The following is a 26,773-nucleotide window of genomic DNA, read 5'->3' on the forward strand; positions in this document are numbered from 1 at the left end:
ACAGATTGGCTTCGCCTGTCTCGCCAAGCCTCGGCTCTCTTGTCTGTCGGCCAACGGCACCGCTGACGGACACCGTTCACAAATGACCTCGGCGCCCCAGGGCATTGCTCCGCCGTATAGATATGGCTGGCTAATTTGTAGGTCTCATGTGCTGGCGAAGCGCTGGTCGACAGACAGGAGTGTCTGTCGTACTTAAGCCCAGCGCCGCACGCGGCTGTCGAGTTGGAAGACCTGACCACTCACGTTTTCCATGCGGTGCAGGAAAGCGACGAACCGTGCCACGTCCTGTGCCGTGTTCAGCCGGCCCAGGGTGTGCTGGCTCATCAAGCTCTCACGCCAGGCGGCATCCTCCAGCAGATGGCGCGTCATCTTGGTTTCCAGAAAACCGGGCAGCACGCAGTTCGCGCGGATGTTTCGTGCGCCGTATTCCTTGGCGATGCTTTGCGTGAAGCCAATCAGTCCCGCCTTGGCCGCAGCGTAATTCGCCTGCCCCGCCGGACCGCTGAGCGCCGAGTAGGAGCCGATGTTCACAATGTGGCCGCAGCGTTGTTTCGACATCAGCTTCACCGCCGACTGCGCCACGAGAAACGCGCCTTTCAGATTCACATCGACCACGTGATCGAACTCGGCCTCGCTCATCTTCGCCACGGAGACATCTCGGCACACACCCGCGTTGTTCACCAGCAAATCGAGCCGCTTCACTTCCGCGAAAAAGCTGCGCACGGATTCGGCGCTCGTCACATCGAGGGCTTCCCGTCCGGGGGCCAGCACCTCAAACCCGGCCAGCCGCAGTTCGGTGGCAATCGACTGCGCCAAATCCCCTGCACCGCCGGTGATGACGGCGATGCGGGGTGACGATTCGGACGAAGCAGGCATGCAGGGCCAAAGTTAACCAGTTGCGCCGCAACTGGCCAACAATATCAACCCAAGGTGAAAGCAGGCAGTTTCACAATCTTGCCGCCGGCCAGGGCGGACTGATGGGCGCAGAGGCCCACGCAGGTCCAGTTGGCGGATTGCGCCGCGTTCGGGAAGGGCTGGCGTTTTTCAGCGAGGGCATTGGCGAACTCGTTGGCGAGATGCGGATGACTGCCGCCGTGGCCGCTGCCCTGCGTGAAGCTGAGATGGGTCTTCTTGCCAAGATCGTAGACGCCCTTCGTCGTGAAGTGCTGGATCGGCTTCGGCAGGCGTTTGGCGAAGTCGGGAGTCTTGATCAGTTTCGGGATCTTGTGCTCGGGCAGTTTGGCGCGGTGCAGGACGAGGGGTTCATGCTCGATGAGCGGCCATTCGATGGAGGCTTTGTCGCCATAGACGTCGATGCTCTCACGATACTGGCGGGCGGTGTCAAACAGGCTGCGGATGATGCGGGCGCTCACATCGGTGCCTTTGAATTTGATGTGCGCGGTCTCGACGGCGAAGGGAGAGCCGTAGCACTTTTGCAATTCTTTGCGCACGGTGCCGGAGCCAAAGCAGCTCACGTATTCGGCAGGCTTGCCGATCATGCCAGCCACGGGGCCGACGCAGTGCGTGGCATACCACATCGGCGGCAGGCCGGGCCAGTAGTTCGGCCAGCCGTCCATGTCCTGCTGGTGGGAGGCCTGCACGAATTGCAGCTTGCCCAGCTTGCCCTGATCGAGCTGCTCCTTCATGAAGAGGTACTCGCGGGCATAGACGACGGTCTCCATCATCATGTACTTGAGGCCGGTCTTCTTCACGAGATCGCAGATCTTTTTGCAGTCTTCGATGCTGGTGGCCATCGGCACGGTGCAGGCCACGTGCTTGCCCGCCTTCAGCGCTTCGATGCTCATCCAGCCGTGATCTGGAATCGGGGAGTTGATGTGGACGGCATCGATGTTCGGATCCTTGAGCATCGCCTTAAAATCCGTGTAGCGCACGTCCACGCCGAAGGCATCGCCGATGGTCTTGAGCTTCTTCTCATCGCGCTGGCAGATGGCGTAGCAGGTGGTCAGCGGGTGGCGCTGCCAGATGGGGATGAATTCCGCCCCGAAACCGAGGCCAACGACGGCGATGTTGAGCTTTTTGTCTGACATGATGATTGGAAGGATGACGCGGCTCTTATAGGCGGGAACGGCGGGACATGGGAAGGACAAAGTTTGGGGGAAATCGGACGGAGAAGGCGAAGTTTCAGGTTTCAGGTTCAAAGTTTCAAGTTAGGGAAGAGCACCGCATGCTGACTTCCGACTTCGACTACCACCTGCCGCCTGAACTCATCGCCAGTGAACCGCTGGCGGATCGTTCGGCGTCGCGGATGATGGTGCTGCATCGCAAAGAAGGCAGGATTGAGAACCGGATGTTCCGGGAAGTCGGCGAGTTCATTTCACGCGAAGCCGGGGACATGCTTGTCTTGAATGACACACGGGTGGTTCCGGCGCGCTACTTCACCAATCAAGGCCACGAGGTGCTGCGTCTCAACCCGCTGACGCCCACGCGCTGGCGCTGCATGGTGAAGCCGGGGAAGAAATTTCGCGTCGGACACACGGTGCCGATTGGCGAAGCCACGGGCACGGTCGTCGAGATCATGGAGGACAACGGCGACCGCATCATCGAGTTCGACCGCGTTGTGGATGAATCCAAGCATGGCCATCTGGCCCTGCCCCACTACATGGGCCGCGATGACCAACCTGCGGACCGCGAGCGTTATCAGACGGTGTTTGCCCGCAGCGAAGGCTCCATCGCCGCACCCACTGCGGGGCTGCACTTCACCCCGGACGTCCTGAATCCCCTGCCCCACACGTTTGTGACGCTGCACGTCGGCGTCGGCACGTTTCAGCCGGTGAAGGTGGAGAACATCGCCGATCATAAGATGCACTCGGAGGTCTACGAAGTCTCAGCGGCCACAGCCGAAGCGGTGCAAAATGCCAAGCGTGTGATCCCTGTCGGCACCACCGCTCTGCGCACTCTCGAAACCGTGGCGCGCGATCATGGCAAGGTCATCGCCACACAGGGAAGCACGGACATCTTCATTCATCCGGGCTTCGAGTTTCGTGTGGCGGGCGGACTGCTCACCAATTTCCACCTTCCCAAGTCCACGCTCATCATGCTGGTGAGCGCCTTTGCAGGCAAAGATTTGGTGATGCAGGCCTATGAGGAAGCGATCAGCGAACGCTATCGCTTCTTTAGCTATGGGGACTGCATGCTGATTGTGTGATGCGCGGAGCAAAGTTGTCCAGTTGCGCTGCAACTGGAGTCTTCTTCCCAAACCAGTTGCGGCGCAACTGGACTACTTTGATCACATCCCAGCCTTCGCGATCTTCTCGCAGTTCTGCACATCCAGCTTGCCGGAGGCCAGCACAGGGATGTCGCTGACGCGGATCATCTTTTTCGGAATCCACAGAGGCGGCATGCCTTTGTCGAGGAGGCGGTAGCGGAGGTCGAGGATTTCCTGGTGCTCGGGGCCGCCGGGCATGCTGGTGAGGAGGATGAGGGCCTCGCCTTTGTCGATGTCGGGGACGCCGACGACGGCGATCTTGCGCACAGTTTCGTTTTCGAGACCCATGGCTTTCACCAGAGCTTCTTCGACGGTTTCATGCGGCACCATTTCGCCGGCGATCTTGGAGAAGCGGCTGAGGCGGCCTTCGATGTAGAGGAAGCCGTCGAGATCGACGCGACCGATGTCGCCGGTGCGGAACCAGCCGTCCTTCAGCACTTCGGCGCTGCGTTTCGGATCGTTGAGGTAACCTTCGAAAACGTTCGGGCCCTTGAACCAGATCATGCCGCTCTGATGCAGAGGGATCGGCTGGTCGGTTTCAGGGTTGGTGATGCGGACCGCCATGCCGGGCACGACGTGGCCCACGGACCCTTGTCGATGGCTTGGCAGCCAGCTATAACCGCTTTCCTCATCGCCGAGCGATTCGGGATCAGGCAGGTTCAAGTTTGAAGCCGGGGAGGTTTCGGTGAGGCCGTAGCCTTCGAGCACACGTTTGCCAAAGCGGGTTTCAAAGGCGTCCGCCACGGTGCTGGGGAGTTTTTCCGCGCCGGTCACGCAGTATTTGATGGAGGCCAGTGACTCACGATTCACGCCACGCAGGTAGCTGCGCAGGAAGGTCGGCGTGGAGATCATCAGCGTGATGCGATACTTCTCGATGAGCTGCGCGAGCTTCTTCACCTCAAGCGGAGAGGGATAAGTCACAAGATGCAGCCCGTAGATGATCGGGAACCACAGGGTGACGGTGCAGCCGAAGCTGTGGAAGAGCGGCAGGCAGCCGAGGATGCTGTCGTTGCTCTGCATGCCGAGACGGCTGCCGAACTGCATGACGTTGGCGACCAGATTGCGATGCGTGAGCGCGACGCCTTTGGGCTCGCCGGAGCTGCCGCTGGTGAAGAGCAGCAGCGCCTCTTTGCGCCCGCCTTTTTTGGAAATGCCCAGCATGGCAGCCAGAATCGCCGCAGGCAGGATCTTGCTAAGCACCAGCCATTTGGCGATGGCGAGCTTCATCTTCGGCAGGATGCGCTCGATGAGGATGAGTTGCTTGCTCGGCGGCCAGGGGAAGCTCTGCATCTTGCGCACAAAGATGTCCGCCGTGAGGAAGCGGTCGATCTCGCCACGGCGGATGGAGCTTTCAATGGCGGCGCGTCCGGCGGTGAAGTTGAGGTTCACCGGAATCTTTCCGGCCATGACGACGGCCACATTGCAGATGAGACCGCCCAAACCCGGAGGCAGGATGATGCCCACGCGATTCTTTTTGGTCTCCTTTTTCACGACCTCTGACAGCGCGAGTGCCGTGGCAAAAACTTTGTCGAACCGCAGGATCTTTTCGTCCTTGCCATCCACCACGCTGTTGCGGGTGCCATGCTTTTTGAAGCCCAGGATCAAGGCGTAGCCGAGGCTGAGTTCGAGCGCGGCGCATTCGTTGATGCATTGCTCAGAGAGCAGCAGCAGGCGCTCCTGATAGTTGGGAAGGTTCGTTTCGTCCCCCTGCAGTACTTTGCCAAAATTGAAGATGACCTCGGCGTCGCTGTAGCGCCGCTCGATCGGCAGGGCGGTGTCCTGACGGCGGTGCACATGCAGCGGCAGCACAGGAATGCCGGCCTTGAGCAAAAATTCCAGCTTCGTGCCCGGCACGGTGGTCATGGGGGAGACCATCGTCGCCGCCTCAGCCGGCAGGTAGATGATGACCGCCCCGCTTTTGGCAGCGTCTGCCATGGCGCTGCGGTAGGCGGAGGTCTCGGTTTCACCCGGGGTGAACTCCATGGCGTGCACGCTTTCACGCTCCAGATGCACCCGCAGCAGCGGGTGCAGGGCGGCGCCCTTTTTCACCACATAGATCACCTCGCGGCCAGCCAGCACGAGTTCGAGTCGCAGCAGATCAAAGTAACCCAGCTGGCTGGGCAGGATCAAGAATCCCCCCCCTGAGGGAATGTTCTCTTTGCCGAGGATGGTGAGGTCTTTGAGAGTGACGGGCTTTTCAGAGGCCATGGTGTGTGAGCGGAATGCAGGCCTACCTAAGCGGGGAGCAACGCGCATGCCAGCGGGAAAAGGGGCGGAGGGGAAGATGACGGTTGTTTGCTGTGGTTTGCGGTTGTTTGCAGTTGTTGGCTGTGGAACAGAGTTCTTCATACCACTGTCAGCGCCCGCGCAGCGAGCCTTCAACCACCGTCAACTTCCCCCATGCCCCCTCCCCCGCGTTATCCCCGCCGTGAATCTCCCGCTCCGCCTCCTGCTGGCAGCGAGTCCTGGCTGCGACCTTGGGCGCAGATGAAGTACTTTTCGTTTCATCCGGCGGTGTATCCGAACATGCTCCGCGCCGTGTCCCCGGACGCCAAAGCGGGCGATCTGGTGAACGTGTATGACAAGGAGGGGCAGCTTTTTGGCAGCGGCTTTTTCAATCCCAATGCCAAGGTGCCTCTGCGGGTGCTCCAGCATGGCGATGAGGTGCTCACCGAAGAGGCCTTGGATGCCCGGGTGGATGCCGCGCTGGACCTGCGCCTGAAGACCCTCCGGCTCAATGAAACCACCGACGCCTGGCGCGTGATTTCTTCTGACGGGGACGGCCTCAGCGGCCTGACGGTCGATCGCTATGCCGATGTGCTTTCCATCGAAGTCACCACGCTCGGCGTGTGGTGCCGCCTGTCCCGCTGGCTGCCCAAACTGCACGCCGCTCTGGGCACCAAGCAGCATCTCATCGAGGTCGATCCAGACATCGCCCGCATTGAAGGCATGCGCTACTCGGAGGTGCCGGAAGCGGACGCCCCTGCCCCGCGCGGAGTGCGCATTCGCGAAAATGGCGTGCGCTATCAGGTCGGATTCGAAGACGGGCACAAGACCGGTTTCTTCTGCGATCAGCGTGACAACCGCCTGAAGTTCGGCCATCTGGCCCGTGGTCGGCGCGTGCTGGACCTGTGCAGCTACACCGGGGGCTTTGCGCTCAGCGCACGCATCCATGGAGGCTGCGAAGACGTGACCGCCGTGGATCTCGATGAAAAAGCCATCGCCCAGGCGAAAAAGAACGCCGATTTGAACCAGGTCCGCATCGACTGGGTGCATGCCGACACCTTCACCTGGGGCCGCCAGATGCAGCAAAACGGGGCACTCTGGGACGCCGTGGTGCTCGATCCGCCGAAGCTCGTCTTTGCCCGCGACCCCGAGGAAGGCCAGCTGGGCCGCAACAAGTATTACGACATGAACGCCGTGGCCCTGGGCCTGCTGAAGCGCGGCGGCCTGTTCGTCACCTGCTCCTGCTCCGGCCTGCTGGATGTCGCTGAATTTGAGGAAATCGTGATGCGCGCCGCGCACCGGAACAAACGCCGCCTGCAGATCATTGACCGCACCGGAGCTGGTGCGGATCACCCGGTCATGTCCAACTGTCCCGAAAGCCGCTACCTGAAAGTGCTGTGGTGCATCGCTTGGTAAACCCGGGAAAAGTGTGAATGAATCGTTACAGGTTTCCTTTGCTACCTTATTCTGACTGTTTACTCTTAGCGTCCCATGAATCCAGAGGTGCAAAACATTGTGGCCGCAGGCAAGCTCCCTGCTGCTGACGGCGAGAAACTTTCCAAACTTGAACCCGGAACTTTCGTTCTCCACAAAAGCTGGGGCGTCGGCCGAATCGCTGAATGGGATCTGTTGGGCGACCGCCTGCTGATCGATTTCGAAGGCAAGCCCGGCCATCCGCTCAAGCTCACCTTTGCGATCAGTTCGCTCGAAATCATCTCCCCGGACCACCTTCTCGCACGTCGTCTGGCGGATCTCGACTCCCTCAAGGAAATGGCGGCGAAGAATCCCCCCGCACTGGTGGAACTGGCCCTCAAGAGCAGCGGCAACACACTGCACCTCGACGACCTGGAAAAGCTGCTCAAGGGCCGCATCGTCTCCGACGCCGACTACAAGAAGTGGTGGGAAGGCGCCAAGCGTGCGCTCAAGACGCACCGCCATGTGGTGGTGCCCGCCAAGCGTTCTGAAAAGCTGGTGCTGCGTGACCAGGCGGAGAATGCCGGCACCCAGATGGTGAAGTCCTTCCTCGCCGCGCGCGACTTGAAGACCAAGCTCGCCACCCTGGCCAGCATCCAGAAGGACATCGACCTCTTCTCCGATCCGAAGACCGAGCTCATCCCCGTCTTCCAGGACATCTCCGACTCCGCCCGCAAGAGCGTGAAGCTCAACCTCAAGGAGTGCCTCCAGCTCCTGCTGGCGCGCGATGAACTCCTCGAAAACCTCACGGCCACCGCGCCGATGGGCTCCATGAAGATTTCCGATCTCATCACCGAGACGAAGGAAGTCCTCGCGGATTCCATCAAGGGACTCTCCGCCAGCCTGCTGGGCCGCATCTACCGCGCCTTCCCGGAAGCCTTCCCAAATCGTGGCTGGGTGCCTGAGATCCTGCACCACCTCACCAAGACCGGTGGCCGCGCCGTGGCAGAAATCGCCACGGTGCTGGATGCCAACGACGAACTCGACGTGCTGGCCGATGCTCTGAAGAAATCCCTGCGCAACCGCATGCTCTCCGCCGATCTGCTGATCTGGATGGCCCGCGAGCGCAAAGGCTTGGCGGAATCCGTTTTCGACATCGATCTCGGCCATGCCATCCTCGGCGTCATCGAAAGCGACCACATGGAAGGCGGACCCAAGCGCACTGGCCGCCTCCAGGACCTGCTCTCAGACGACAAGACTCTCCTCGGCGAGATGGTGGCAGAGGCAGAAGACGAAGACGTCCGCTTGCTGGCCAAGCGCCTGATCAACGGCTCCCTCTTTGACGAACTGACCCGCCGCTCCCTCATGGCCCGCATCATCAAGGTGCGCCCTGAAATGGAAGCCATGATGGACGAGAACGCCGGGGCTCACAAAGACGACTCCCTCATCGTCTCCTGGGAAAGCCTGGAAAAGAAGAAGCAGGAACTGGAAGACCTCGTCAACGTCAAGATCCCTGACAACAAGAAGGAGATTCAGATCGCCCGTGATGAAGGTGACTTGCGCGAAAACGGCGGCTACAAGGCCGCCCGCGACCAGCAGTCCGTCCTCCTGCGCATGCAGGGCAAGATGGAACGCGAACTGCGCAACGCCCGTGGCACGGACTTCGCCAATGTGCCTACGGACAAAGTCGGCATCGGCACGGTCGTCGATGTTGAAGACCTCGCATCCGGTGCCAAGGACACCTTCACCATTCTCGGAGCCTGGGACGGCGATCTGGACAAGAACATCATCAGCTACCTCTCTGAGTCTGCCAAAGCCCTGATCGGCAAGGCAGTCGGCGACGAACTGGAGCTGTCCACTGACAGCCACCACGTCACCCGCAAGGTGAAAGTCACCGCAATCCGGTCTTTCAAACCGTAACCAGCGGTAGCCTCGACAAAACTCTCCGTTGCCAGCGGAGAGTTTTTTTATGACTGCGGATTCAGCATGAATTTTTTCATTTCAATGGCACGTTTTCTACCAAATGCCCCCCATCCATGGGGATTGTCCCATGATGTGCAAGCAGCCTATGCTTGCATGCAAGCCTCAACCCAATGCCTCCAGACTCCCTCTCTTTTTGCTTCTCCAGGAGCCTTCGAGAAAACATCTTCATAGCTCGTCAAGCCAGCCTGTCCGTTCTGACTGCAGTCATTGCGGGGTTGTCACTCCCGGCGGGTTCAGAGGCACAAATCACCCGTGCCGAAAATCTCAGCGTCATCCTCAGTGGCTTAAGCAATCAGACCCCGGCAGCCCCAGCCCCCTCTTCCAGCCCCGCCGTTTTCGACACCGCGCCCGGACCCTGGGGCCTGATGAAGTGCGCCTACGTCTACCTGGAGGCACCAGCCAGCCTCATTGAGGAGTTTCCTCTGCCAAGCCCGATCCCGCGCTGGACCTTCCCCGCCTCCTCACTCTACAGCCTGCCCGCCTTTTTTACCAAAGCCGGCCTGTCAGAGTCGTTGATCTCCACCCTCCTCAACCCGAAACATCTGATCAAAGAAGGGTCTTTCATACACCTGCTGCCTCCCCTGGCTGAGCTGGAGGGCATGACCCCGAAAACGCGGACGGTGATTTACACAGAACTGGCGAAGTACCCGGAGAATGAATATCAGGCGGATCCGGTCCTGATCATTGGCACCTCGGTGGAGGAATGGTACCAAGGCAGCAAGCTGCGGCCTGAAATCATCAGCAAAATCAAACAGCTCAGCTACACACGCGGTGACGCCATTGCCTTCAGCGACATCCCTGTCCTGCTGAATTACGCCCAGTCGGATTCCGAGGCCCGGTCCATCTTCAAGGCCTGCACCCGCACGCGCACCCTGATGATCCGCCTCAAGCTCGACCGACACTCAAACGCCGAGGAAATCATCAAATACTGGAGTTTTGGCACCGGCCTCCGCCGCAAGGATTTGGAGCCCATGGTCCGGTCCATCATTGAGCTCGACGGTGTGGATGACCTTGGACTCGTTCACATTCTGCCCGCGCTCGCCCGCAAGCTGCTCTACACCTATCCCGGCCTGGACATGGCCAAGCATGGCGTCATGCCGGACTGCCACTGGACTTCGCTCAATTTTTTCAACTACGAGCCTCATCAATACCTGCTGGACGCACGGCTGGCCACCAGCCAGGTGCTGGAGCAGTTCACCCCGGTGGAGCCTCCTTACCAGTTCGCCGACGTGCTCTTCTTTCTCGACAACACCACGGGCGACGCCTTTCACTCCTGCGTTCATCTGGCGGACAACATTGTCTATACCAAGAACGGGCGAAACATCCTTTCCCCATGGGTGATCATGCGGCTGGACGATGTCAAAAAAATCTACCTCCACAAGGGCGATGGACGCGTCCAGGGATTCCGCCGCAAGGACATCGCTGCTGAGAAAAAGGCGGCGGACGAAGTGCGCTGAGGCCGCAGGTTTTGGCAGGCGGCTGCAATGAGCCGCCGGTGGCAGGCGTTTACACCCACCACCATGTCCTCCCGCCGCCACTTTCTCCATACCGTCCTCGGCACCAGTGCCGCCGCAGCCTTCGCCGCCGACGCCAAGCTTTCCTACAAGGGCGAAAACATCCAGTTTGGCCTCGTCACCTACATGTGGGGCGCAGACTGGGATCTGCCCACCCTGCTTAAAAACTGTGATGCCGCCAAGGTACTGGCCGTGGAGCTGCGCATCGACCATGCGCACAAGGTCAGCACCGATCTCACCCCCGAGCAGCGCGCGGCGGTGCGGAAGCAGTTTGAAGACTCCCCCGTGGACCTCCTGGGCATGGGCACCAATTTTGAATTTCACTCCCCCAAGGAGGACGAGCTGAAGAAGAACATCGAAGGGGCCAAGCAGTACATCAAGCTCAGCCATGACCTCGGCGCCAGCGGCGTCAAAGTGAAGCCCAACGGCCTCCCCAAGGACGTGCCCGTGGAGAAAACGCTCGCGCAGATCGGCAAGGCGCTGGCGGAGCTGGGCGACTACGCCGTCGGCTTTGGCCAGGAAATCCGGCTTGAGGTCCACGGCAAGGACACCTCCGAACTGCCGCACATCAAGACCATCATGGACGCTGCCGACCGTGACAATGTGCGCGTCTGCTGGAACTCAAACGACACCGATCTCATCGGCGCCGGCCTTGCGGCCAATTTTGCCCTAGTCAAAGACCGCCTGGGCCACACCGTCCACATCCGGGGCGTCAATCAGAGCACCTACCCGCTCGACCAGCTCGCCAAGCTGCTCGTGGAAGCCGATTACCAGGGCCACGTCTGCCTCGAAGCCCACAAGCTGCCAGCGGGAGACCGCGTCGCCGCCTTGGCGGAACAGCGTGAACTCTTCATGAACTTCGTGACCGAGGCCCGCAAATCGGTGAAGGATTGAGAATCGCGCAGAAATCCCAGCACTCCGGCGGAGAGGGATCGTCCCGATCCCTCCACGCTCCGCCCTAGCCCAAGATTCCGCGCCGAATAGACGCGGTTTTCTTCTTTATACACGCCGCAGCCATCGCCGCCTCAGATGGGGGATCGGGACGATCCCCATCCGCTTGAGCCTGCGCTGCGCCTTGCCACGCCCCCATCCCCAAATCATCAATCGTAAATCATAAATCCTCCGCCCCGCCCTACTCGTACGACCAGTACACCCCCTTGACACTCCCGCCCCTCTCTGCCATCTCAGATCATCGTTTTTCGTCATTCGCCCTTTTTCCTTCCCATGGCCACCCCCGCTCCTGCACACGGTTACACTGAAGATTCCATCAAGTCCCTCGACTGGCGCGAGCACATCCGTCTGCGCCCCGGCATGTACATCGGCAAGCTGGGGGACGGCTCCCTGCCCGAGGACGGCATCTACGTCCTGCTCAAGGAGGTGCTGGACAACTGCATCGACGAGCACGTCATGGGCTACGGCAACACCATCGAGATCACCATCGCGGAAGACCAGACCGTCAACGTGCGCGACTACGGCCGTGGCATCCCGCTGGGCAAGCTTTTGGAATGCGCAGCGCAGATCAACACCGGTGCGAAATACGACAGCGAAGTCTTCAAGCGCTCCGTCGGTCTGAACGGCGTCGGCATCAAGGCGGTGAACGCCTTGTCCGAGTTCTTCGAGATCCAGGCCATCCGCGAAAACCAGACCCGCTCCATCGAGTTCAGCCAGGGCATTGTCGTTTATGACATGGGCAAGCCCACGCCCTGCAGCGAGCCGAACGGCACCCGCATCGCCTTCCGTGCGGATGCGGAGAGCTTCGCGGAAGACACGCATTACCGCCTCGATTTCGTGCGCGAGATGCTGCGCTTCTACGCCTGGCTCAATCCCGGCCTCACGCTCCTGCTGCGCAGTCCATCGGGCGAAGAGAAGTTCAAGTCCAAGGACGGCCTGATGGACCTCATTCGCGCCAAGCTCACCGAAGAGCCGCAGTACCCCATCATCCATCTTGAGGGCAAGGACGTGGAAGTCGCCTTCACCCACGGCACCGGCTACGGCGAGGAGTACTACAGCTTCGTCAACGGCCAGCACACCACGCAGGGCGGCACCCACCTCGCCGCCTTCCGCGAAGCCATCGTGCAGGAGTGCCGCGAGTTTTATAAAAAGCAGTTCGATCCCGCCGACGTGCGCGGCAGCCTCATCGCCGCCGTCAGCGTGAAGGTGCAGGAGCCCATCTTCGAGTCCCAGACCAAGACCAAGCTCGGCTCCACCCACATGGAAACGAACGGGCGGAATCTGCGCGGCCACATCACCAGCGTCATCACCGCGCAGCTTGACAACTTCCTCCACAAGCACGCCGACATCGCCAAGTCGCTGCAGGAAAAGATCAACTCCAACGAACGCGAGCGCAAAGAGATCAGCGGCATCCAGAAGGCCGCCCGTGAGAACGCCCGCAAGGCCAAGGTCTGCAACAAGAAGCTGCGCGACTGCCGCGTGCACTTCGACACCAAGGACAAGCGCCGCGAGGACAGCACCCTCTTCATCACCGAGGGCGACAGCGCCTCCGGCAGCATCACCAAGAGCCGCGATGTGGAGACGCAGGCCGTCTTCAGCCTGCGCGGCAAGCCGCTCAACTGCTTCGGCCTCACCCGCAAGATCGTGTATGAAAACGAGGAGTTCTATCTTCTCGCCAACGCCCTGCAGATTGAGGAGGACCTCGAAGAACTCCGCTTCAACCGCGTCGTGCTCGCCACCGATGCCGACGTGGACGGCATGCACATCCGCCTGCTGATGATCACGTATTTCCTGCAGTTCTTCCCCGAGCTCGTGCGCAAAGGCCACCTGTACATCCTGCAGACGCCGCTCTTCCGCGTGCGCAACAAAAAGGAAACCTACTACTGCTACAGCGACGACGAGCGCCAGCGCGCCATCCACCGCTGCGGCAAGACCGCCGAGATCACCCGCTTCAAAGGCCTCGGCGAAATCAGCCCGGATGAGTTCAAGCATTTCATCGGCCCGAACATGCGTCTGGAGCCCGTGAAGGTGCGTGACCACGAAGTCGATGCCGAAGGCAAACCCATCCCCTCCGAGCACCGCAGCGTCAAAGAGATGCTCTCCTTCTACATGGGTAAAAACACCCCCGAACGCCAGGCCTACATCGTGGAAAACCTGCGCATCGAGGAGGAGCTGGAGTTCAAGGAGACGACGGAGCCCGCAGCGCTGGCAGTGGCGGCTTGAGGTAGGGTATTCTATCCCAACTCCTCAAGTAGTTCTCCCGCCTCGTCATAAGCCACCTTGTAGGTGTAATCCGGCGGCCCATCGCAGGTGGCCAGCTTTCGTGCCTCCTGCGCATGCATCTTCGCCTTCAAATACTCTCTGCGTGCTAAAGCTAACTTCGCCAGCTCTAGATGTGCGTCCGCACCTTGTATCACATAACCACATCGCTCCGCAATCACCCGCGCCTCCTCTGCTAGCCGTAGAGCATTTTCCACCTCACCTGTGGCAGCCCCTATGCGTGCCAAATCAATTAAGATATCAGCTTCACTATCAACGGCGTTAATACGATAGCAGCGTTCTAGCGCCTCATGAAGATGGCGTTCGGCTTCGTCAAATTGGCCGGCGACGCGGTATGCCGCTCCCAGAAGCCAGTAGGCACGAATGTAATCATGCTCAACGGGGGAAGTAGTGCGAGCATCCTCATCAGCCAGTTCCAGAACACGGCTGGCAGACAATATTGCTGATCGTGAGCTCTCGACTGTGAAGGAAGAACCAATGCGTAGTATAAGTAGTTGAAGCATTACGCCATAAGACCAGACAACGCATTGAGACTGTACAGAGCTTTGCTTCTCAAAGATCCTCAGCGATTTCTCTAGTTCCAGTTCGGATTCGACAAACGCACCTCGGCAAGCGAGCAGCCTACCTGTTTCTGAATATCCAACTGCCAGCATAAAATCATTCTCGAGCTCACGGCTAATGGCTATGTAGTCACGCAAATTAATCTCAGCCGCTCGTAGCTCGCCAATCGAAATCTGCGCCATATGAGCTGCGTTGAGCAGCCCAATGGCATAATTCTCTTTGTTGTTTAAATCTTTGGCTAGAATACTCGCTCTTTCAAAAAGTGGCAAAGATCGGCGAGGTTGGCCGCTAAGACTATAGGAATTCGCCAGTGAGTTCAATGTCCAAGATTGGGCGCTTTCATTGCTCAAGTGTGGTGGACTATCATCACCATCAGGGAAAAGAGCACGTAACAAGTCGATGGTTAACAAATAGGCCCCAAGTTGGTAATAGAGCGGACCGGACAGGCGTTCGCGATAGAGTATACGAGCTTCGTCCAACTGCCCCGAGCGAAGGGTGTGATGGTAGAGTTCAATCACCGAGGTCAAGTCCTCCAGACGTGTCACATTGACCACTTTGGGTACAGCGGAGAAGTAGTCGCGCAGGTGAGTATGAGAGACAACACGGTCGGGAGCGGCGAGGCGATCATAAGCATAGCGGCGCACGATGGGATGGAGGTCGAACCGTGCCTCCTTCGTATCGTGATGCAGTAACCCACGGGCGGCGAGATCCCGCAGGTCGGCGTCCAAGGAGATGTTCTTGAAAACCACTTCACCTTGTATCTCCGCCAGCGTATGTAACGCCTCGTAGCTAACAGGACTGCGAAAGCAAGCGATGCGCCCCAGCAGTACCTGCCGCTGAGGCGTGAGGCTTTCGTAGGCCACTGCCAGCACATGATGCTGGCGCTGCACCAAATCTCCACCAACATCCAGTCTCTTCGTGGCAGCAATGTCACCGGGTTGCAAGAAATCCCCGACAATGTAGCCGGCTAGCAGACGCAGGCTCAGTGGATGAAAGCCATACGGCTCACAAGCTGCTTCAATCTCTGCATGCGTGCCGCGAATACCTAATGACCGAAAGAGGACTACCGCATCCGCAGGCTGCATCTGCCGCAGTTCCTCCTCTTTACAACCTACCAATACGCCTCCACCGATTGATTCTAGCACACGCGGACGCAACCGCGTAGTGAGCAATACCTTCGAGTGAATGTGTGGTTGAAGCGCGATGTGGTAGAGGAAAACATCTGCTAGCGGCGAAATGCAATCGCGGCTGTCTTCAAGTTTAGACTCATCGCCCTGATATGCCGCATCAAGACCACCGAAGGCCCGCATCAAACGTTCGAAACCATCCAGCACAAGCAGTATGCCAGGCTGCTGGAGCAACTTCAGCAGCGTGAGGACGGCTTTTTTGCCCCTCATCTGCTCCAGGGGAATTTCCCCGCCACCGAGATAGTTCAGTGACTCTACGAGGAAAGACTCGAAGCTAGCATCGACCTCATAAAAACTCCACCAGATGACCCGTGACCAAGTCTCAGGCTGGACATCATTTACGAGCCAGTGCCATGTGAGCGCACTTTTTCCAAAGCCACCAAGTGCCCTTATCATGAGAAGCGGATGCTTATCATCTTCCAGCCAGCCAGTGAGCATGCGCCGCTCGTCTATACGCCCGGTGAAATGCGGTGGCATGGGATAGGGATGTGCTAGGAACCATTCCTCACGCTCTGATTGTACATATACCTCAGGTTCGGGTAACGCTCCCAGCGAAACGCGGAGCTGTTTCCAAGCCAGATCGTGGTCAGCACGCTCGGTGAAGTCTATGTGTGTAAAGACACCTAGCCGCCTTGGCTTTTCGCATTCGGTCTTGAGCAATGGAATCAACCGTAACTCTCGATTAGACGGGTCCCCCGTTTGCAGCATCGCACTTTCGATCTCGGTCCATCCGCTTTCAATGTAATGCGGCGTCAGAACCATCAAAGTCTTGCGGCACTTTTCCACGCCCCGCTGGCATTCGTCGATGCTAAGAGCACCACGTGTGAAGTCACGGAAGTCGATGAAGACCCGAAGGCCCATCTGCTCTATGCGAGGCAATAATTCACCACGCACCCAGCCCCGATCCTTGCTGCTGTAAGAGATGAAAACGTCGTATTCTAAATCGGTGTCGAGCATGGCTGCGAGATCTGAACCTGGTTTTCAACCTCATCGCGTCGAATTAACGATGAGGAGTTAATCCCATCCCTACGACAATCAACCAAACATTGACAAGCAGTTTCCCAATACGAAGAAAAAAACCCGCCAGACCTCTCGGCCTGACGGGTGATGAATTGAACAATCAGCGCATCGTAGCGCAACGCAGCCCTTACTTCGCCTTCACCTTGAAGCTGCGGAACACCACGGGATCGCTGTGCCCGGCGAAGCCGATGAAGCCCTTCGTGTGGTCCAGGCCCTTTGGTGGGTGGGCGATCTGGGTGCGGTCGAGTTTGTCGATGTCCACGTCGAGGATCTTGGTGCCGTTGAGGATGACTTTGATCTTCTGGCCATCGACCTGGATCTCCTGGAAGTTCCATTCACCCACGGGGCGGAGGTAGCCGTGCTTGGCACCGGCGGTGTGGTAGAGGGAGCCGTGGTACTGATAGGGCTCCAGGCCTTTCTTGCCGGCGGCGGCCTGCTTGGCGTTGTAGCCGTCGCTGTCGATGACCTGGAGCTCCAGGCCGTCAGAGGCGGAGTGACCACCCAGCGGGGTGCGCAGGGCGATGCCGTTGTTGCCAGCCGGTGGGAGCTTGAATTCCACGCGGATGGTGCCGTTTTCAAATTCATCCTTGGTCAGCAGATCGCCGCCTTTGCCGGGCTTGCAGGTGATCGCGCCGTCCACCACTTCGTAGCTGTCCACGGCTCCCTGCCAGTTGCTGAGGTCCTTGCCGTTGATGTATTCCTTGAAGCCTTCGCTGCTGCCTGCCAGTTCCTTGTTGGCTTCTTCAGCGGAGATCTCGCGGACATAAACGTTCTTCCAGCGAATTTCGCTGCCGTGGGTCTGGAGCTGGATGGGGCCTTTGGCAAAGGCGGGATCGGGGAACCAGCCGTTGGGCATTTTCTCAGCAGGCTTGTCCGCAGCCTTGGCGTCTTTTTTGCCATAGGCGAGGTAGCCGGCTTTGCGGTTGGCGAAGAAGTTTTCCAGCACGGCGTTCTTCACGACGACTTCACCGTTGAAGGTCACCGTCGCGCGCTCGCCGACCATGCGGATGAGGAAGGTGTTCCATTCGCCCAGGGGCTTGTCCATGAGCTTCAGGGGGTTCTTTCCCTCAGGACTCTTGTTGTTCCAGAGACCGCCGGAACCGAAGGGCTTGCCCAGCGCCACGGCTTTTTCGTCCTTCTCCGTGAAGTCCCAGATCTGCACCTGGGGGATGCCGCGCAGGTAGATGCCGCTGTCGCCGAGGGGGAGCATCTTGTAGTCGACCATGAGCTCAAAGTCGCCGTAGTCCTTGTCGGTGGTGAGGTACAAGCCTTTGCCGTCATTGACGAGCTGGCCGTCCTCCACCTTCCAGTGCGCATTGACGTGGTCGCCCTTGTCATTGCCCTTGGCATCCACGAGGCCGCCCTCGATGGATTTCTTCTTATACGCGGCCTGCTCCTCCGGCGTCATCTTCCAGAGGTCGTTCGGGTCCTGGGTGCCCCAGCCATACCATCCGGAAAGGTCATTGCCGTTGAAGAGTGCGGTAAAACCTTCCGGTGGGGTGTTGTCCGCAGCGCGGCAAAACGCGGCTGTGGCGAGGAGGAGTGTCAGGGTCAGTGTGAGTTTCATGGATGAAGAGACACAGGAGTCGCGCCCTGTGGGAGGCATCTTTCATTCCTCCCGAGGATGGTCACTTTCTGCTCGACTTTGGTCACAAAAATGGGGACGCTTCCAAAGCCATGAAACCCGCCCTTTGTGTTTTTCTCTTCTGCTGCGCCCAGATCTCCCTGCTGGCCCAGGCCCCTGCCACCCAGGAGGCTGTGGCCGATGCCCAGGCGCTGGTGAAGCGGCTCTTCGCCCAAGACACGACCGAGGAAGACCTGCAGAAGCTCGCCAAAGAGGCCAACAAAGCCGGGGTGCTGCGCCAGCAGATCATCGAGGCGAAGCTCGTCTGGGGCCTGCGGCATCAAAACACGCCCTTCCTCGTCAAAATTCTGCCTGAAGTGGAAATCCTTGCAGGCAGCTTTGATCCGGCCAGCGCCGCCGCACTGCCAAACGTCGAAGCCATCCAATCCTTCGTCGCCTACATCAAGGCCCTGAAGGCAGGCGAGGCCAAGGATGCCGCCGGTTTCAAGGCGAACATCCTCGAAGCCATCTGGCTCAGCCCGCAGCAGGCGCCGGTCTTCATCCAGGCCATGGAGAAGTTTCGCCTGGAAGCCAAGATGGCCGCGCTGGTCATCGATCTCAAAGCCCCGCTGACCACCTCGGAGGGAGAGGCCACCACGCTGCACGATGTGCTGGGCGGCAAGAAGGCCCTGCTGCTGGACTTCTGGGCCTCCTGGTGCGGCCCGTGCATGAACCTGATGCCCGCGCTCAAAACGAAGGCGCAGGCACTTGCCTCCCACGGCGTCGTCGTGGCCGCGGTGAACAAGGACGATGAAAACGCCGAGGCCACCGCCGAACGCATCCGCCAGGAGCAGAACGCCAAGCTGCCCTGGCTCATCGAGCCCGCTGAGCGCCCCTACACCAAGGCCCTCGACATCGCCACCATCCCCCGCATGGTCCTGCTCTCCCCTGAGGGCAAGGTCCTCTTCAACGGCCATCCGGAAGACCCGGCCCTGTGGGTGGCGCTGAAGAAGATTGATTCGACGATCGAGCCTCCGGCGCAGTGAGGGGTGGGGCGCAAGGCGGATCATCTTCTGCCTCAACGGGCGCGGCTGCCCACCCAAAAACATGGCAGGTATTCTACACCCGTGAATTGATGAAAGCTGTCGTTCTAAATCTATCCGGACAAATATTGTTCGGCATGGCGCTCTTGTTTTGCATCCCCCCGATGATGTCGAACACAGGATCGCCGCCGCCTTCTGGCATGCCACTCTGGGTGATCCTGGCTTTATTCGCCTTGTCGAAAACGTTCATCAAGTTTGCTGGAAATGAGAAGGGATGGTCCATCGCTTTCCAAGTGGGCATTTTCGCCGTTTTTGTCGTGGCGCTTAAGGATAGATTAAGCCTGGGCCTGTGAGTCACACATCGCAGCCGCAGCGTGGGCTCCGCGAGATCCATCTGCTGCGGACCCGGAGGTCCCGCGCTGCGGGAGGCTGCTGAGCGGGAGGCCGGCGGCGGCACCTGGCGGGAAATATTTTGTCCAAAGCCATGCCTCAGGCGACTGTAAATGTCGTACGCGGCTTCCACGCTGCCCCCACGCCCATGTCCTCCCCCGACCGCACCCAGGAATTCCTCGAACTGCTCACGAGTCATGATCGTGCCCTGGGCGTGTACGTCCACAGCATGGTGCCCGCCCCGCATGACGCGGATGACATCCTGCAGCAGACGAAGATGATCCTGTGGCGCTGCTTTGACCAGTTTGAGAGCGGCACCAATTTCCTGGCCTGGGCACGCAAGACGGCCTTTCATCAGGTGCTCACGCATCGCCGCCAGAAGAAGCGCGAGGCCACCCCCCTCAGCGATGAAATGCTGGAACTCCTGCACGATGAAGTCTCCAAGCTCAGCGACAGCACCGACCGCCGGGGCGATGCCCTGCGCGCCTGCGTGGCCAAGCTGCCAGCCGCACACCGCCAGCTCGTCACGCTGCGCTACTACGAAGACCTGGAGATCGATGGCGTGGCCGAGCGCATCCGCAGCACAGTGGGCGCGGTGTATCGTGCCCTGAGCCGCATCCGCATGAATCTCATGACCTGCGTGGAAAAGGAACTGCAACTGGAAGGAGCCGAAGCATGAGCTTGAAGCCTGCCGATCAATTCAGACTGCTGGAACTCTCCGAGCGCTACGCCGATGAAAAACTCAGCGCCGCCGAAGTAGCCGCGCTGGAAACCGAACTGCGTGAAAATGCAGAAGCGCGCACCTTCTTTGCCAAGGCCTTGCATCAACGTGCCGAACTGTGCTTCGACGACTCCTGGCACACCCAGCAGGCCGCTCCCGCAGAACACGCGACCGCCAGGCCGGTGTGGTGGCGTCATGCCATCACCGCAGCAGCAGCCGCCTGCATCACCTTTGGCTTCGTCTGGCTGAATGGCACGCGCGATGGCACAGTAGCCACGCTGATCCGCGCACAGCAGTGCCAGTGGGCCGGCAGCAGCCTGCCCACGGTGGAGGGCGCACGCTTGAAGCCGGGGATGCTGGATTTGATCGAAGGCCTGGCCGTGCTGCGCTTTGACAGCGGCGCGGAGCTGGTGCTGGAGGCCCCCGCCACCGTGGAAGTGCTGGATGGCATGAACTGCAAGCTGCACCGTGGCACCTTGGTGGCCGAAGTCCCGCCTCAAGCCAAAGGATTCAGCATCGACACCAAGGATGCGAAAGTCATCGACTGGGGCACGAAGTTCGGCCTCAGCGCCGGAGAGGACGGCAAGTATCTTGTGCAAGTGATGGAAGGCCTCGTGGAGGTGGACGACAAAACCGGTGCCGCCACCAGGAAGCTGGAAAAAGGCCAGCGCGTGGACCGTGGCTGGTCGCAGAAGCAGATGCACCCCTCCGCCGGCGATGACGCCGATGCCGAGCCCAGCCGCTGGCAGCCCTCCATCGTCATGGATGCCGGAGACGGCTGGCAGGCCATCACGACGGCGTTTGGCCATGGCAAAGACAGCTACATCCAGTCTTCCGACAAAGCGCCGCACGACTTCGGCACGCACCCCTTCTTCCGCGTGAAGCGCAGCAAGGACACCAAGCCCGACCTCAACCGCAAAGGCTACATCGCCTTTGACCTCAGCAAGTTTCGCGGTCGCGCCATCGAGGATGCGGAGCTCGTGCTCACCATCGAGCCCAGCGAACTCGGCTTCGCCAGCTTCGTGCCAGACAGCACCTTCGCCGTTTACGGCGTGCTGGATGAAAGCACCGACGCCTGGGAGGAAGCCGGCCTGACCTGGCAGCAAGCCCCCGCCCACGACCCCGCCCAGCTGGAACGCCACCTGCCCGTGGCCACCAAAGTCAAACTCCTCGGCAAATTCGAGATCGCCCAGGGCATCAATCGCGGCACTCGCAAACTGCGCGGCAAAGACCTCGCCGATTTCCTCAGCGCCGACACCAACCAGATCGCCACCCTGATCATCTGCCGCGAGACCAACGAAGACCAGGAAAGCGGCCTCGTCCACGCCTTCGCCACCAAGGAGAACGGCACCCGCTCCGCGCCGATGCTGCGCGTGAAGCTGCGGTGAGGTAGCCCGCCCAGTGCGCCCTATAGGACTGGTAGGGAACCGCTGCGCCGGGTCCGAAGTTTCGGGTCTACCGCATCGCAGGCGCTGAAAAAGGTGCGCCGTCCTTGAAGCTTCCGAAAGCGGGAGGCGGAGGCTATTGGAAAGCGGGAGAACGATGCGTCGGCAGCCACCTCTGGGACGAAGGATTCCAGAGACGCGCACAGCGCATCCCTACCTTCCAGAGTAGTGCGTGCGGCAGGGCTGGTAGGGAACCGCTGCGCCGGGTCCGAAGTCTCGGGTCTGCTGCATCGCAGGCGCTGAAAAAGGTGCGCCGTCCTTGGAGCTTCCGACAGTGGGAGGCGGAGGCATTTGCAGGCCCACCCGCTCTACCTTGCGCACGTGTGAGGGATCGGGACGATCCCTCTCCTCCAGAGCCGCCCCCCCAGCCTCACCGAATCCGGATCGGCTTCGCAATCGGGTGGTACTTCTGGATCCACACCAGCGTGAAAAACAGCCGCAGGCGCCACCAGGTGCCGAAGGTCATCTGCGTGCGACCGGCCAGTGCGCAGTTGATGGCGCAGAGCAGGCGGAACTTGTTGCTCGGCTGGAAGAAAAGCTGCGCGAAGTGCTTGGTGTAAAAGCGCTCAATGAACTGCCAGAAGCGGCCCACCTTCCGGCGCGTGGCCCACTCGTAGCGCTTCATGGCAAAGGTCCACGCCTTGCCCGCGGCGATGGCCGCATGCACCACCTGCGCGCCCTGCCGGCCGCTGCTCATGGCCAGCATGACGCCGCTGGAGAACACCGGATCAATGAACCCTGCGGCATCCCCCACGCGCACGATGCGGTCGGAGACGAGCTTGCGGTTCGTGTAGGAGAAATCGGTGAGCACATGCCCCTGCGTGATGGGCTTGGCGTTGATCATGCGCTCACGCACGGCGCGCGTGTTTTGCACGGCATCATCAAACACCTCCTGAGGGTCCTTCTTCAGCGCCTTGAACTGCGCCTGATCCAGCACCAGGCCCACGCTCACCTTGTCATCGGAAAGCGGGATCATCCAGAACCAGGAGTTTTCACGGCGGATGATGAGGATGTCGCCCTTCTCCTCCCCGGTGGTCATCTGCACGCCGCTGTAGTGGCCGAAGATGGAGATCTTTTTGTGCTCGGGGTAGTACTCGCGCAGGTTCTCGCGGTTCGCGGTGAAGTTGCCCAGGCCGCTGGCATCCATGAGAAACGCCGCGTGCACCTCGTGCTCCACACCGTCCTTGGCGCGGAACTTCACCGTCACGCGGTCTTTTTCCACGCGGTGCTCAGTGACCAGCGCCTCCTCCCGCACCTCCGCGCCCAGCTCCTCCGCATGGCGCAGCAGGATGTCGTCAAACGTCGCGCGCTCGACTTGCAGCGACTCCGGAAACTCGGTGAACGAGCCCCGGGAAAAATTCATCCGCGTGTGGATCGAGCCGTCGCCCATCCAGAACTGCGCGCCGCGCTTCACCATGAATCCAGCGGCTTCGATCTTCGGCCAGACGCCCAGCTCATCAAAGATGCTGCGGTTATACGGCAGCAGCGATTCGCCGATGTGAAAGCGGGGAAACTTGGCCTTTTCCAGCACCAGCACGCTACGACCAGCCTGGCGCAGTGTGGCCGCAGCCGTGGCCCCTGCAGGCCCGCCGCCGATGACAATGACATCCCAGTTTTTTTGGCTCATGTGTGAGTGTGATGCATGGCCGATTAACGAACTGGCGCAAGGGGTGGCCGCGAAAATGTCGCAAAATTTTTCAGAGAATGCAGGGCCTTCCAACGGAGGGGGATCGTCCCGATCCCCCATCTGCAGCGGCGATGGCTGCAACGTCGCCAAAGAAGAGACCCGCGTCTTTCCAGCGCGGAGCCGAGTGCGAGTGCGGAGCGTTGAGGGATCGGGACGATCCCTCTCCGACAGAGCGGGCACGGCCCCTCCCCTTTTAAAAATCAATTCCCGACACGGTCTTCGTGGATGCAAAGGCCCCAAGCAGAGCCAAACTTGGCGCCTCATGGACACGCCTCGGTTCCTCAACCCGCAGATGGATGTGGTGAAATCGGCCAACCATCTCCCGCACTGGGAGCAGCCGGGCAGCTGCTACTTCGTCAGCTTTCGCATGGCAGATTCCCTTCCTGCGTCATTGACGCACGCGTGGACTTTGGAGCGGGATCAATGGCTGGAAATCCACCCCAAACCGCATGCTCCTGAAGAGATCGAAGAATACCAGCAGAGGTTCACCGCCCGCATCGAACGCTGGCTGGATGCCGGCCATGGCTCCTGCGCATTGCGGCGCACGGACTGTCATGACATCGTGGTGCAGGCCCTGCAGTTCTTTGACGCCCGGCGCTACCACCTGCACTCCCGGGTCATCATGCCCAATCACGTGCATGTCCTGCTCTCCCTGGTGGAAGGAGCGCATCTCGGCAAGATTGTGTCGAGCTGGAAAAGCTACACGGCGAAGCTCTTGAATGAAGCCCTCGGGCTCACCGGCCCTTTCTGGCAGGAAGATTACTTCGACCGCATGGTGAGGGATGCCGACCACTTCGCCCGATGCGCCCGCTACATCCGGCGCAATCCTCACAAAGCCCACCTGCCACCCGGCACCTATGCATTCTGGGAAGACGATCTCTGCCGCCGATGGGCCCCACCCGGAGAGGGAATGCCTCCCTGATACCCCTCTGGAGGAGAGGGATCGTCCCGATCCCTCAACGCTCCGCCTTCATCCACCGCTCCGCCCCCACCCAAACCTCTCGCACCAACCCCACCCAGCGACCACTCTTTTAAGAACGCCACACCCAGCGGAGCGCTGAGGGACCAGGATGGTCCCTCTCCGCCAGAGCTTCGCCCAGGCGCACTCTCTGGAGGAGAGGGATCGTCCCGATCCCTCAACGCTCCGCGTTCACCCACCACTCCGCCCCCACCCAAACCTCTCGCACCCAAGCCACCCAGCGAGATAAGTTCAGGAATGTCGAGCACCAGCGGTGGGTTCTATGGGTTCATTCAGGTTCACCATTGGGTTCAGGGTCAGGTTCAGGTTCACCCATTGGAGGCTGGGTTTTGGGTTCACGGGTTCATACCCTATATATAGGGTATGAACCCGTGAACCCATGAACCCAATGGGTTCAAAATCCATTTTGAACCCGTTTTGAACCCAGTGAACCTGGCACCCGTTTATCAGGTGCGGAGGTAGCTTCCGAGGGTGCCTTGCTTGATCATCCCGATGGACAGCCACTGTTTGATGCGGCGCTTGGCGCTCGATTCGGAAAGATGCGCCCGCGTCATGATGAGCTTCTTCAGTTCACAATAAGACACCTCCCCCACATGCCCCGCAAACACCGCCTGGCACTCCGGCTGCTCATTCTGCCGCGCGGTCTCGGTGCGGCTCTCCTTCGTTTCCGGCTCCACGGTCATGTGCATGCCATCAGGCACGGACCACGCGAAGCGCAGGGCGTCATCGCGGGAGATGCAGGCATGGCGGCAGCGCTCGGAGAAGAGCATGGAGGCACCGCTTTTGCCCTCTTTGGCGATGCGCAGATTGCTCTCCGCCTTGCGCTCGAGCTGACTGCCGAGGTGGCCGCGCGTCTTGCCGGTCTCCAGGCCGGAGGGGTTCTCATGCAGCACGAGGATCAAGGGGCAGGCGTGGGCGATGGCGAGCTGCGCGAGGTGCTCCACCAAGGCGAAGGCTTCGATGTCGTCATTCGGGCTTTTGCACAAATCGGCCACGCCATCGATAAACACGCTGTGGATGCCGCCGCACTCCTGCTGGGCGCGCTGCATTTCGGCAGCGAGGAAGGCGCGGCGCCGCTCCGTGGAAACGTCTGCCAGCGAGTAACCGCGAAAGCAGGCGGGCATGCCGGAGACGCCGGCACGCTGCGCGGAGCGCTGCACGAGGCTCCACGCATCATAAGGCGACTGCTCGGTGTCAAACAGCACCACGGCGCGCCCGCCATGCGCGGCGGCGGTGAAGCCGAGGAGATCGTGCTCCGGCTCCCCGAAAGTAAAGTCGTCGTCCTCCTCTGCCTTCGGTGCGTCGGCAGCGAGAATGCTGGAGATCATCGCGCCCACGACGGCGCTCTTGCCACCCTTTGCCTGCGCGGAGATGACGGTGAGGTTTCCTGCCGTGGAGATCTGCTGGGAGAGCAGCGAGAAGACCGGCACGGGCTGCGTCGGCGGCTGCTCCAGGTGGATGCGGCGTGCGTCCAGGTCCGTGAAATCCACCGCGCTCCCCGTGGCGGCAGGGCCGGTGATGGTGATGGCGATCTCCCCTCCCCCTGCACTCGCAGGCGGGGCGGTGCTCAGGGTGCTGGCGCTGCCGGAGTTGGCCACCACGGTGTAGTTTGCGGGATCGCTGACGAGGGCGGCCAGGGCCTCAGCCCCCAGGGTATTGTGGTAGCTGCGGAGGTCTTTCATGAGCGTTTGAAGTGAAGGATTCGCACCTGGCTGGCATGCGGGCGCAGCAGGGCGGTGGTGCGCTCGGCGGCGGCGGCCCCGGCGGCATCTGTGTCAAAGAAGAGGCTCACCTCGCAGCCTGCAAACAGCCGCGCCCACTCCTCCCGGAAGGACGTGCCCGGACTGGCCACCATGGCGATACCATCTTCTGGTTTGATTCGGTTTGAAAGAGCATCCGCCATGGCGATGAGGTCAGCCCCCCCCTCCGTGAGGTAGTAATGCCGCACGCCGGGGCGCGCGCTGGCGCAGGAGTACCGCCAGGGCTCCGTGGCGCGGCCGCAGGCCCAGGCAAAGCGCACGGCGGCCCCCTCACCCCAGGGCTGGCGGATCTTGATGCCCTGCGGGTAGATGTAGCCGATGCGGTCCGGCAGGCAGGGCGAGCCGCAGATGCTGATGCGCGGGAAGAAACCCAGTGCTCCGCCCTCCGGCATGGACAGGCGGCGGATCGTCTCCACCCGCACGCCAAACTCCGCCGCGATGAGCTGCTGCGTTTCCGGGCAGCCGAAGACACGGCAGCGCGCGGCTCGCGTGAGGGAATCAAAGTCCGGCGGCAGCACCGGCGGCGCGGGCGCAGGCTCCCGCCGCTTTCGTGGCGGCGGAAACGCGCCCTTCGGCCCGTTGCTGCTGCGGCTGAGTTTACGTTTTTCCTCCTCATTTCCCGCCAGTTCCAGGATGCGGCGTGCGTGCCCCCGGTCCTGCTGAAAGGCGGCGCAGGAAAAGCAGCCGCTGGCAAAGATGACGAGGTTGTCCCCCGCCCTGTCCCGGTCCAGTTCAGCGCAGGCCGGGCAGCGGGCGAAGGTCCGGGAGCCGCGCTTCCGGACCTTCTCCAAACGATCAAGCTCGAGTTTCATGGGTGTGTTCA

The 26,773-nt window shown here is 60.6% G+C and carries 19 protein-coding genes; 11 read left to right on the forward strand and 8 right to left on the reverse strand.

Annotated elements, in window-relative coordinates; genetic code table 11:
• Positions 1–192: 192 nt before the first annotated feature.
• Both AC24GY_RS10835 and AC24GY_RS10840 read right to left on the reverse strand, forming a co-directional pair.
• A complete protein-coding gene (locus AC24GY_RS10835) occupies positions 193–876 on the reverse strand; it encodes an SDR family oxidoreductase (RefSeq protein WP_487682727.1) in 684 nt (227 codons plus the stop codon).
• Between the two features lie 44 nt (positions 877–920).
• A complete protein-coding gene (locus AC24GY_RS10840) occupies positions 921–2,048 on the reverse strand; it encodes a Gfo/Idh/MocA family protein (protein ID WP_487682729.1) in 1,128 nt (375 codons plus the stop codon).
• A gap of 137 nt (positions 2,049–2,185) precedes the next feature.
• Between AC24GY_RS10840 and queA the strand changes: the two genes are divergently transcribed.
• Positions 2,186–3,166: a tRNA preQ1(34) S-adenosylmethionine ribosyltransferase-isomerase QueA gene (gene queA / locus AC24GY_RS10845; protein WP_487682731.1), complete on the forward strand. Its 981-nt coding sequence runs from the start codon at positions 2,186–2,188 to the stop codon at positions 3,164–3,166.
• A gap of 81 nt (positions 3,167–3,247) precedes the next feature.
• Here queA and AC24GY_RS10850 read toward each other — a convergent pair whose 3' ends face one another.
• A complete protein-coding gene (locus AC24GY_RS10850; protein WP_487682733.1) occupies positions 3,248–5,434 on the reverse strand; it encodes an AMP-binding protein in 2,187 nt (728 codons plus the stop codon).
• A 192-nt stretch (positions 5,435–5,626) separates the two neighbouring features.
• On the opposite strand from AC24GY_RS10850, the gene AC24GY_RS10855 reads away from it, so the two are divergent.
• From AC24GY_RS10855 to AC24GY_RS10875, 5 genes are all read left to right on the forward strand, one after another.
• A complete protein-coding gene (locus AC24GY_RS10855) occupies positions 5,627–6,868 on the forward strand; it encodes a class I SAM-dependent rRNA methyltransferase (protein ID WP_487682735.1) in 1,242 nt (413 codons plus the stop codon).
• A gap of 75 nt (positions 6,869–6,943) precedes the next feature.
• Positions 6,944–8,785, forward strand: a complete 1,842-nt coding sequence (locus tag AC24GY_RS10860) for a GreA/GreB family elongation factor (RefSeq protein ID WP_422320086.1) — start codon at positions 6,944–6,946, stop codon at positions 8,783–8,785.
• Between the two features lie 428 nt (positions 8,786–9,213).
• A complete protein-coding gene (locus AC24GY_RS10865) occupies positions 9,214–10,305 on the forward strand; it encodes a hypothetical protein (RefSeq protein ID WP_487682737.1) in 1,092 nt (363 codons plus the stop codon).
• A 63-nt stretch (positions 10,306–10,368) separates the two neighbouring features.
• Complete coding sequence (locus AC24GY_RS10870; protein ID WP_487682739.1) at positions 10,369–11,256, forward strand: sugar phosphate isomerase/epimerase family protein; 888 nt, start codon at positions 10,369–10,371, stop codon at positions 11,254–11,256.
• A 330-nt stretch (positions 11,257–11,586) separates the two neighbouring features.
• Positions 11,587–13,536: a DNA topoisomerase IV subunit B gene (locus AC24GY_RS10875; protein WP_487682741.1), complete on the forward strand. Its 1,950-nt coding sequence runs from the start codon at positions 11,587–11,589 to the stop codon at positions 13,534–13,536.
• Between the two features lie 11 nt (positions 13,537–13,547).
• Here the strand turns inward: AC24GY_RS10875 and AC24GY_RS10880 are convergent, their stop codons facing one another.
• Positions 13,548–16,298 (reverse strand): toll/interleukin-1 receptor domain-containing protein, encoded by a 2,751-nt coding sequence (locus AC24GY_RS10880; RefSeq protein ID WP_487682743.1) that lies wholly within the window; start codon positions 16,296–16,298, stop codon positions 13,548–13,550.
• A 190-nt stretch (positions 16,299–16,488) separates the two neighbouring features.
• A complete protein-coding gene (locus tag AC24GY_RS10885) occupies positions 16,489–17,928 on the reverse strand; it encodes a 3-keto-disaccharide hydrolase (protein WP_487682745.1) in 1,440 nt (479 codons plus the stop codon).
• Positions 17,929–18,038: 110 nt separating this feature from the next.
• On the opposite strand from AC24GY_RS10885, the gene AC24GY_RS10890 reads away from it, so the two are divergent.
• The 4 genes from AC24GY_RS10890 (at position 18,039) to AC24GY_RS10905 (ending at position 21,467) form a co-directional block, all read left to right on the forward strand.
• Positions 18,039–18,971 (forward strand): TlpA family protein disulfide reductase, encoded by a 933-nt coding sequence (locus AC24GY_RS10890; protein ID WP_487682747.1) that lies wholly within the window; start codon positions 18,039–18,041, stop codon positions 18,969–18,971.
• Between the two features lie 89 nt (positions 18,972–19,060).
• Positions 19,061–19,321: a hypothetical protein gene (locus AC24GY_RS10895; protein WP_487682749.1), complete on the forward strand. Its 261-nt coding sequence runs from the start codon at positions 19,061–19,063 to the stop codon at positions 19,319–19,321.
• Between the two features lie 185 nt (positions 19,322–19,506).
• A complete protein-coding gene (locus tag AC24GY_RS10900) occupies positions 19,507–20,037 on the forward strand; it encodes a sigma-70 family RNA polymerase sigma factor (protein ID WP_487682751.1) in 531 nt (176 codons plus the stop codon).
• A complete protein-coding gene (locus AC24GY_RS10905) occupies positions 20,034–21,467 on the forward strand; it encodes a CBM96 family carbohydrate-binding protein (protein WP_487682753.1) in 1,434 nt (477 codons plus the stop codon). The genes AC24GY_RS10900 and AC24GY_RS10905 overlap by 4 nt, the downstream gene beginning before the upstream one ends.
• Positions 21,468–21,894: 427 nt before the next feature.
• Here the strand turns inward: AC24GY_RS10905 and AC24GY_RS10910 are convergent, their stop codons facing one another.
• Positions 21,895–23,151, reverse strand: coding sequence for an NAD(P)/FAD-dependent oxidoreductase (locus tag AC24GY_RS10910; RefSeq protein WP_487682756.1), 1,257 nt, complete (start codon positions 23,149–23,151; stop codon positions 21,895–21,897).
• 322 nt (positions 23,152–23,473) lie between these two features.
• Between AC24GY_RS10910 and AC24GY_RS10915 the strand changes: the two genes are divergently transcribed.
• Positions 23,474–24,133 carry a transposase gene (locus AC24GY_RS10915; RefSeq protein ID WP_487682758.1) on the forward strand — a complete coding sequence of 220 codons (660 nt, stop codon included), beginning with the start codon at positions 23,474–23,476 and terminating at the stop codon, positions 24,131–24,133.
• A gap of 503 nt (positions 24,134–24,636) precedes the next feature.
• On the opposite strand, the gene AC24GY_RS10920 is transcribed toward AC24GY_RS10915, so the two are convergent.
• Both AC24GY_RS10920 and AC24GY_RS10925 read right to left on the reverse strand, forming a co-directional pair.
• Positions 24,637–25,872, reverse strand: a complete 1,236-nt coding sequence (locus AC24GY_RS10920; protein ID WP_487682760.1) for a hypothetical protein — start codon at positions 25,870–25,872, stop codon at positions 24,637–24,639.
• Positions 25,869–26,762, reverse strand: a complete 894-nt coding sequence (locus AC24GY_RS10925) for a toprim domain-containing protein (protein ID WP_487682762.1) — start codon at positions 26,760–26,762, stop codon at positions 25,869–25,871. Before AC24GY_RS10925 ends, AC24GY_RS10920 begins: the two co-directional genes overlap by 4 nt.
• Between the last annotated feature and the right edge of the window lie 11 nt (positions 26,763–26,773).

Source organism: Prosthecobacter sp. Pr1, assembly GCF_057652315.1.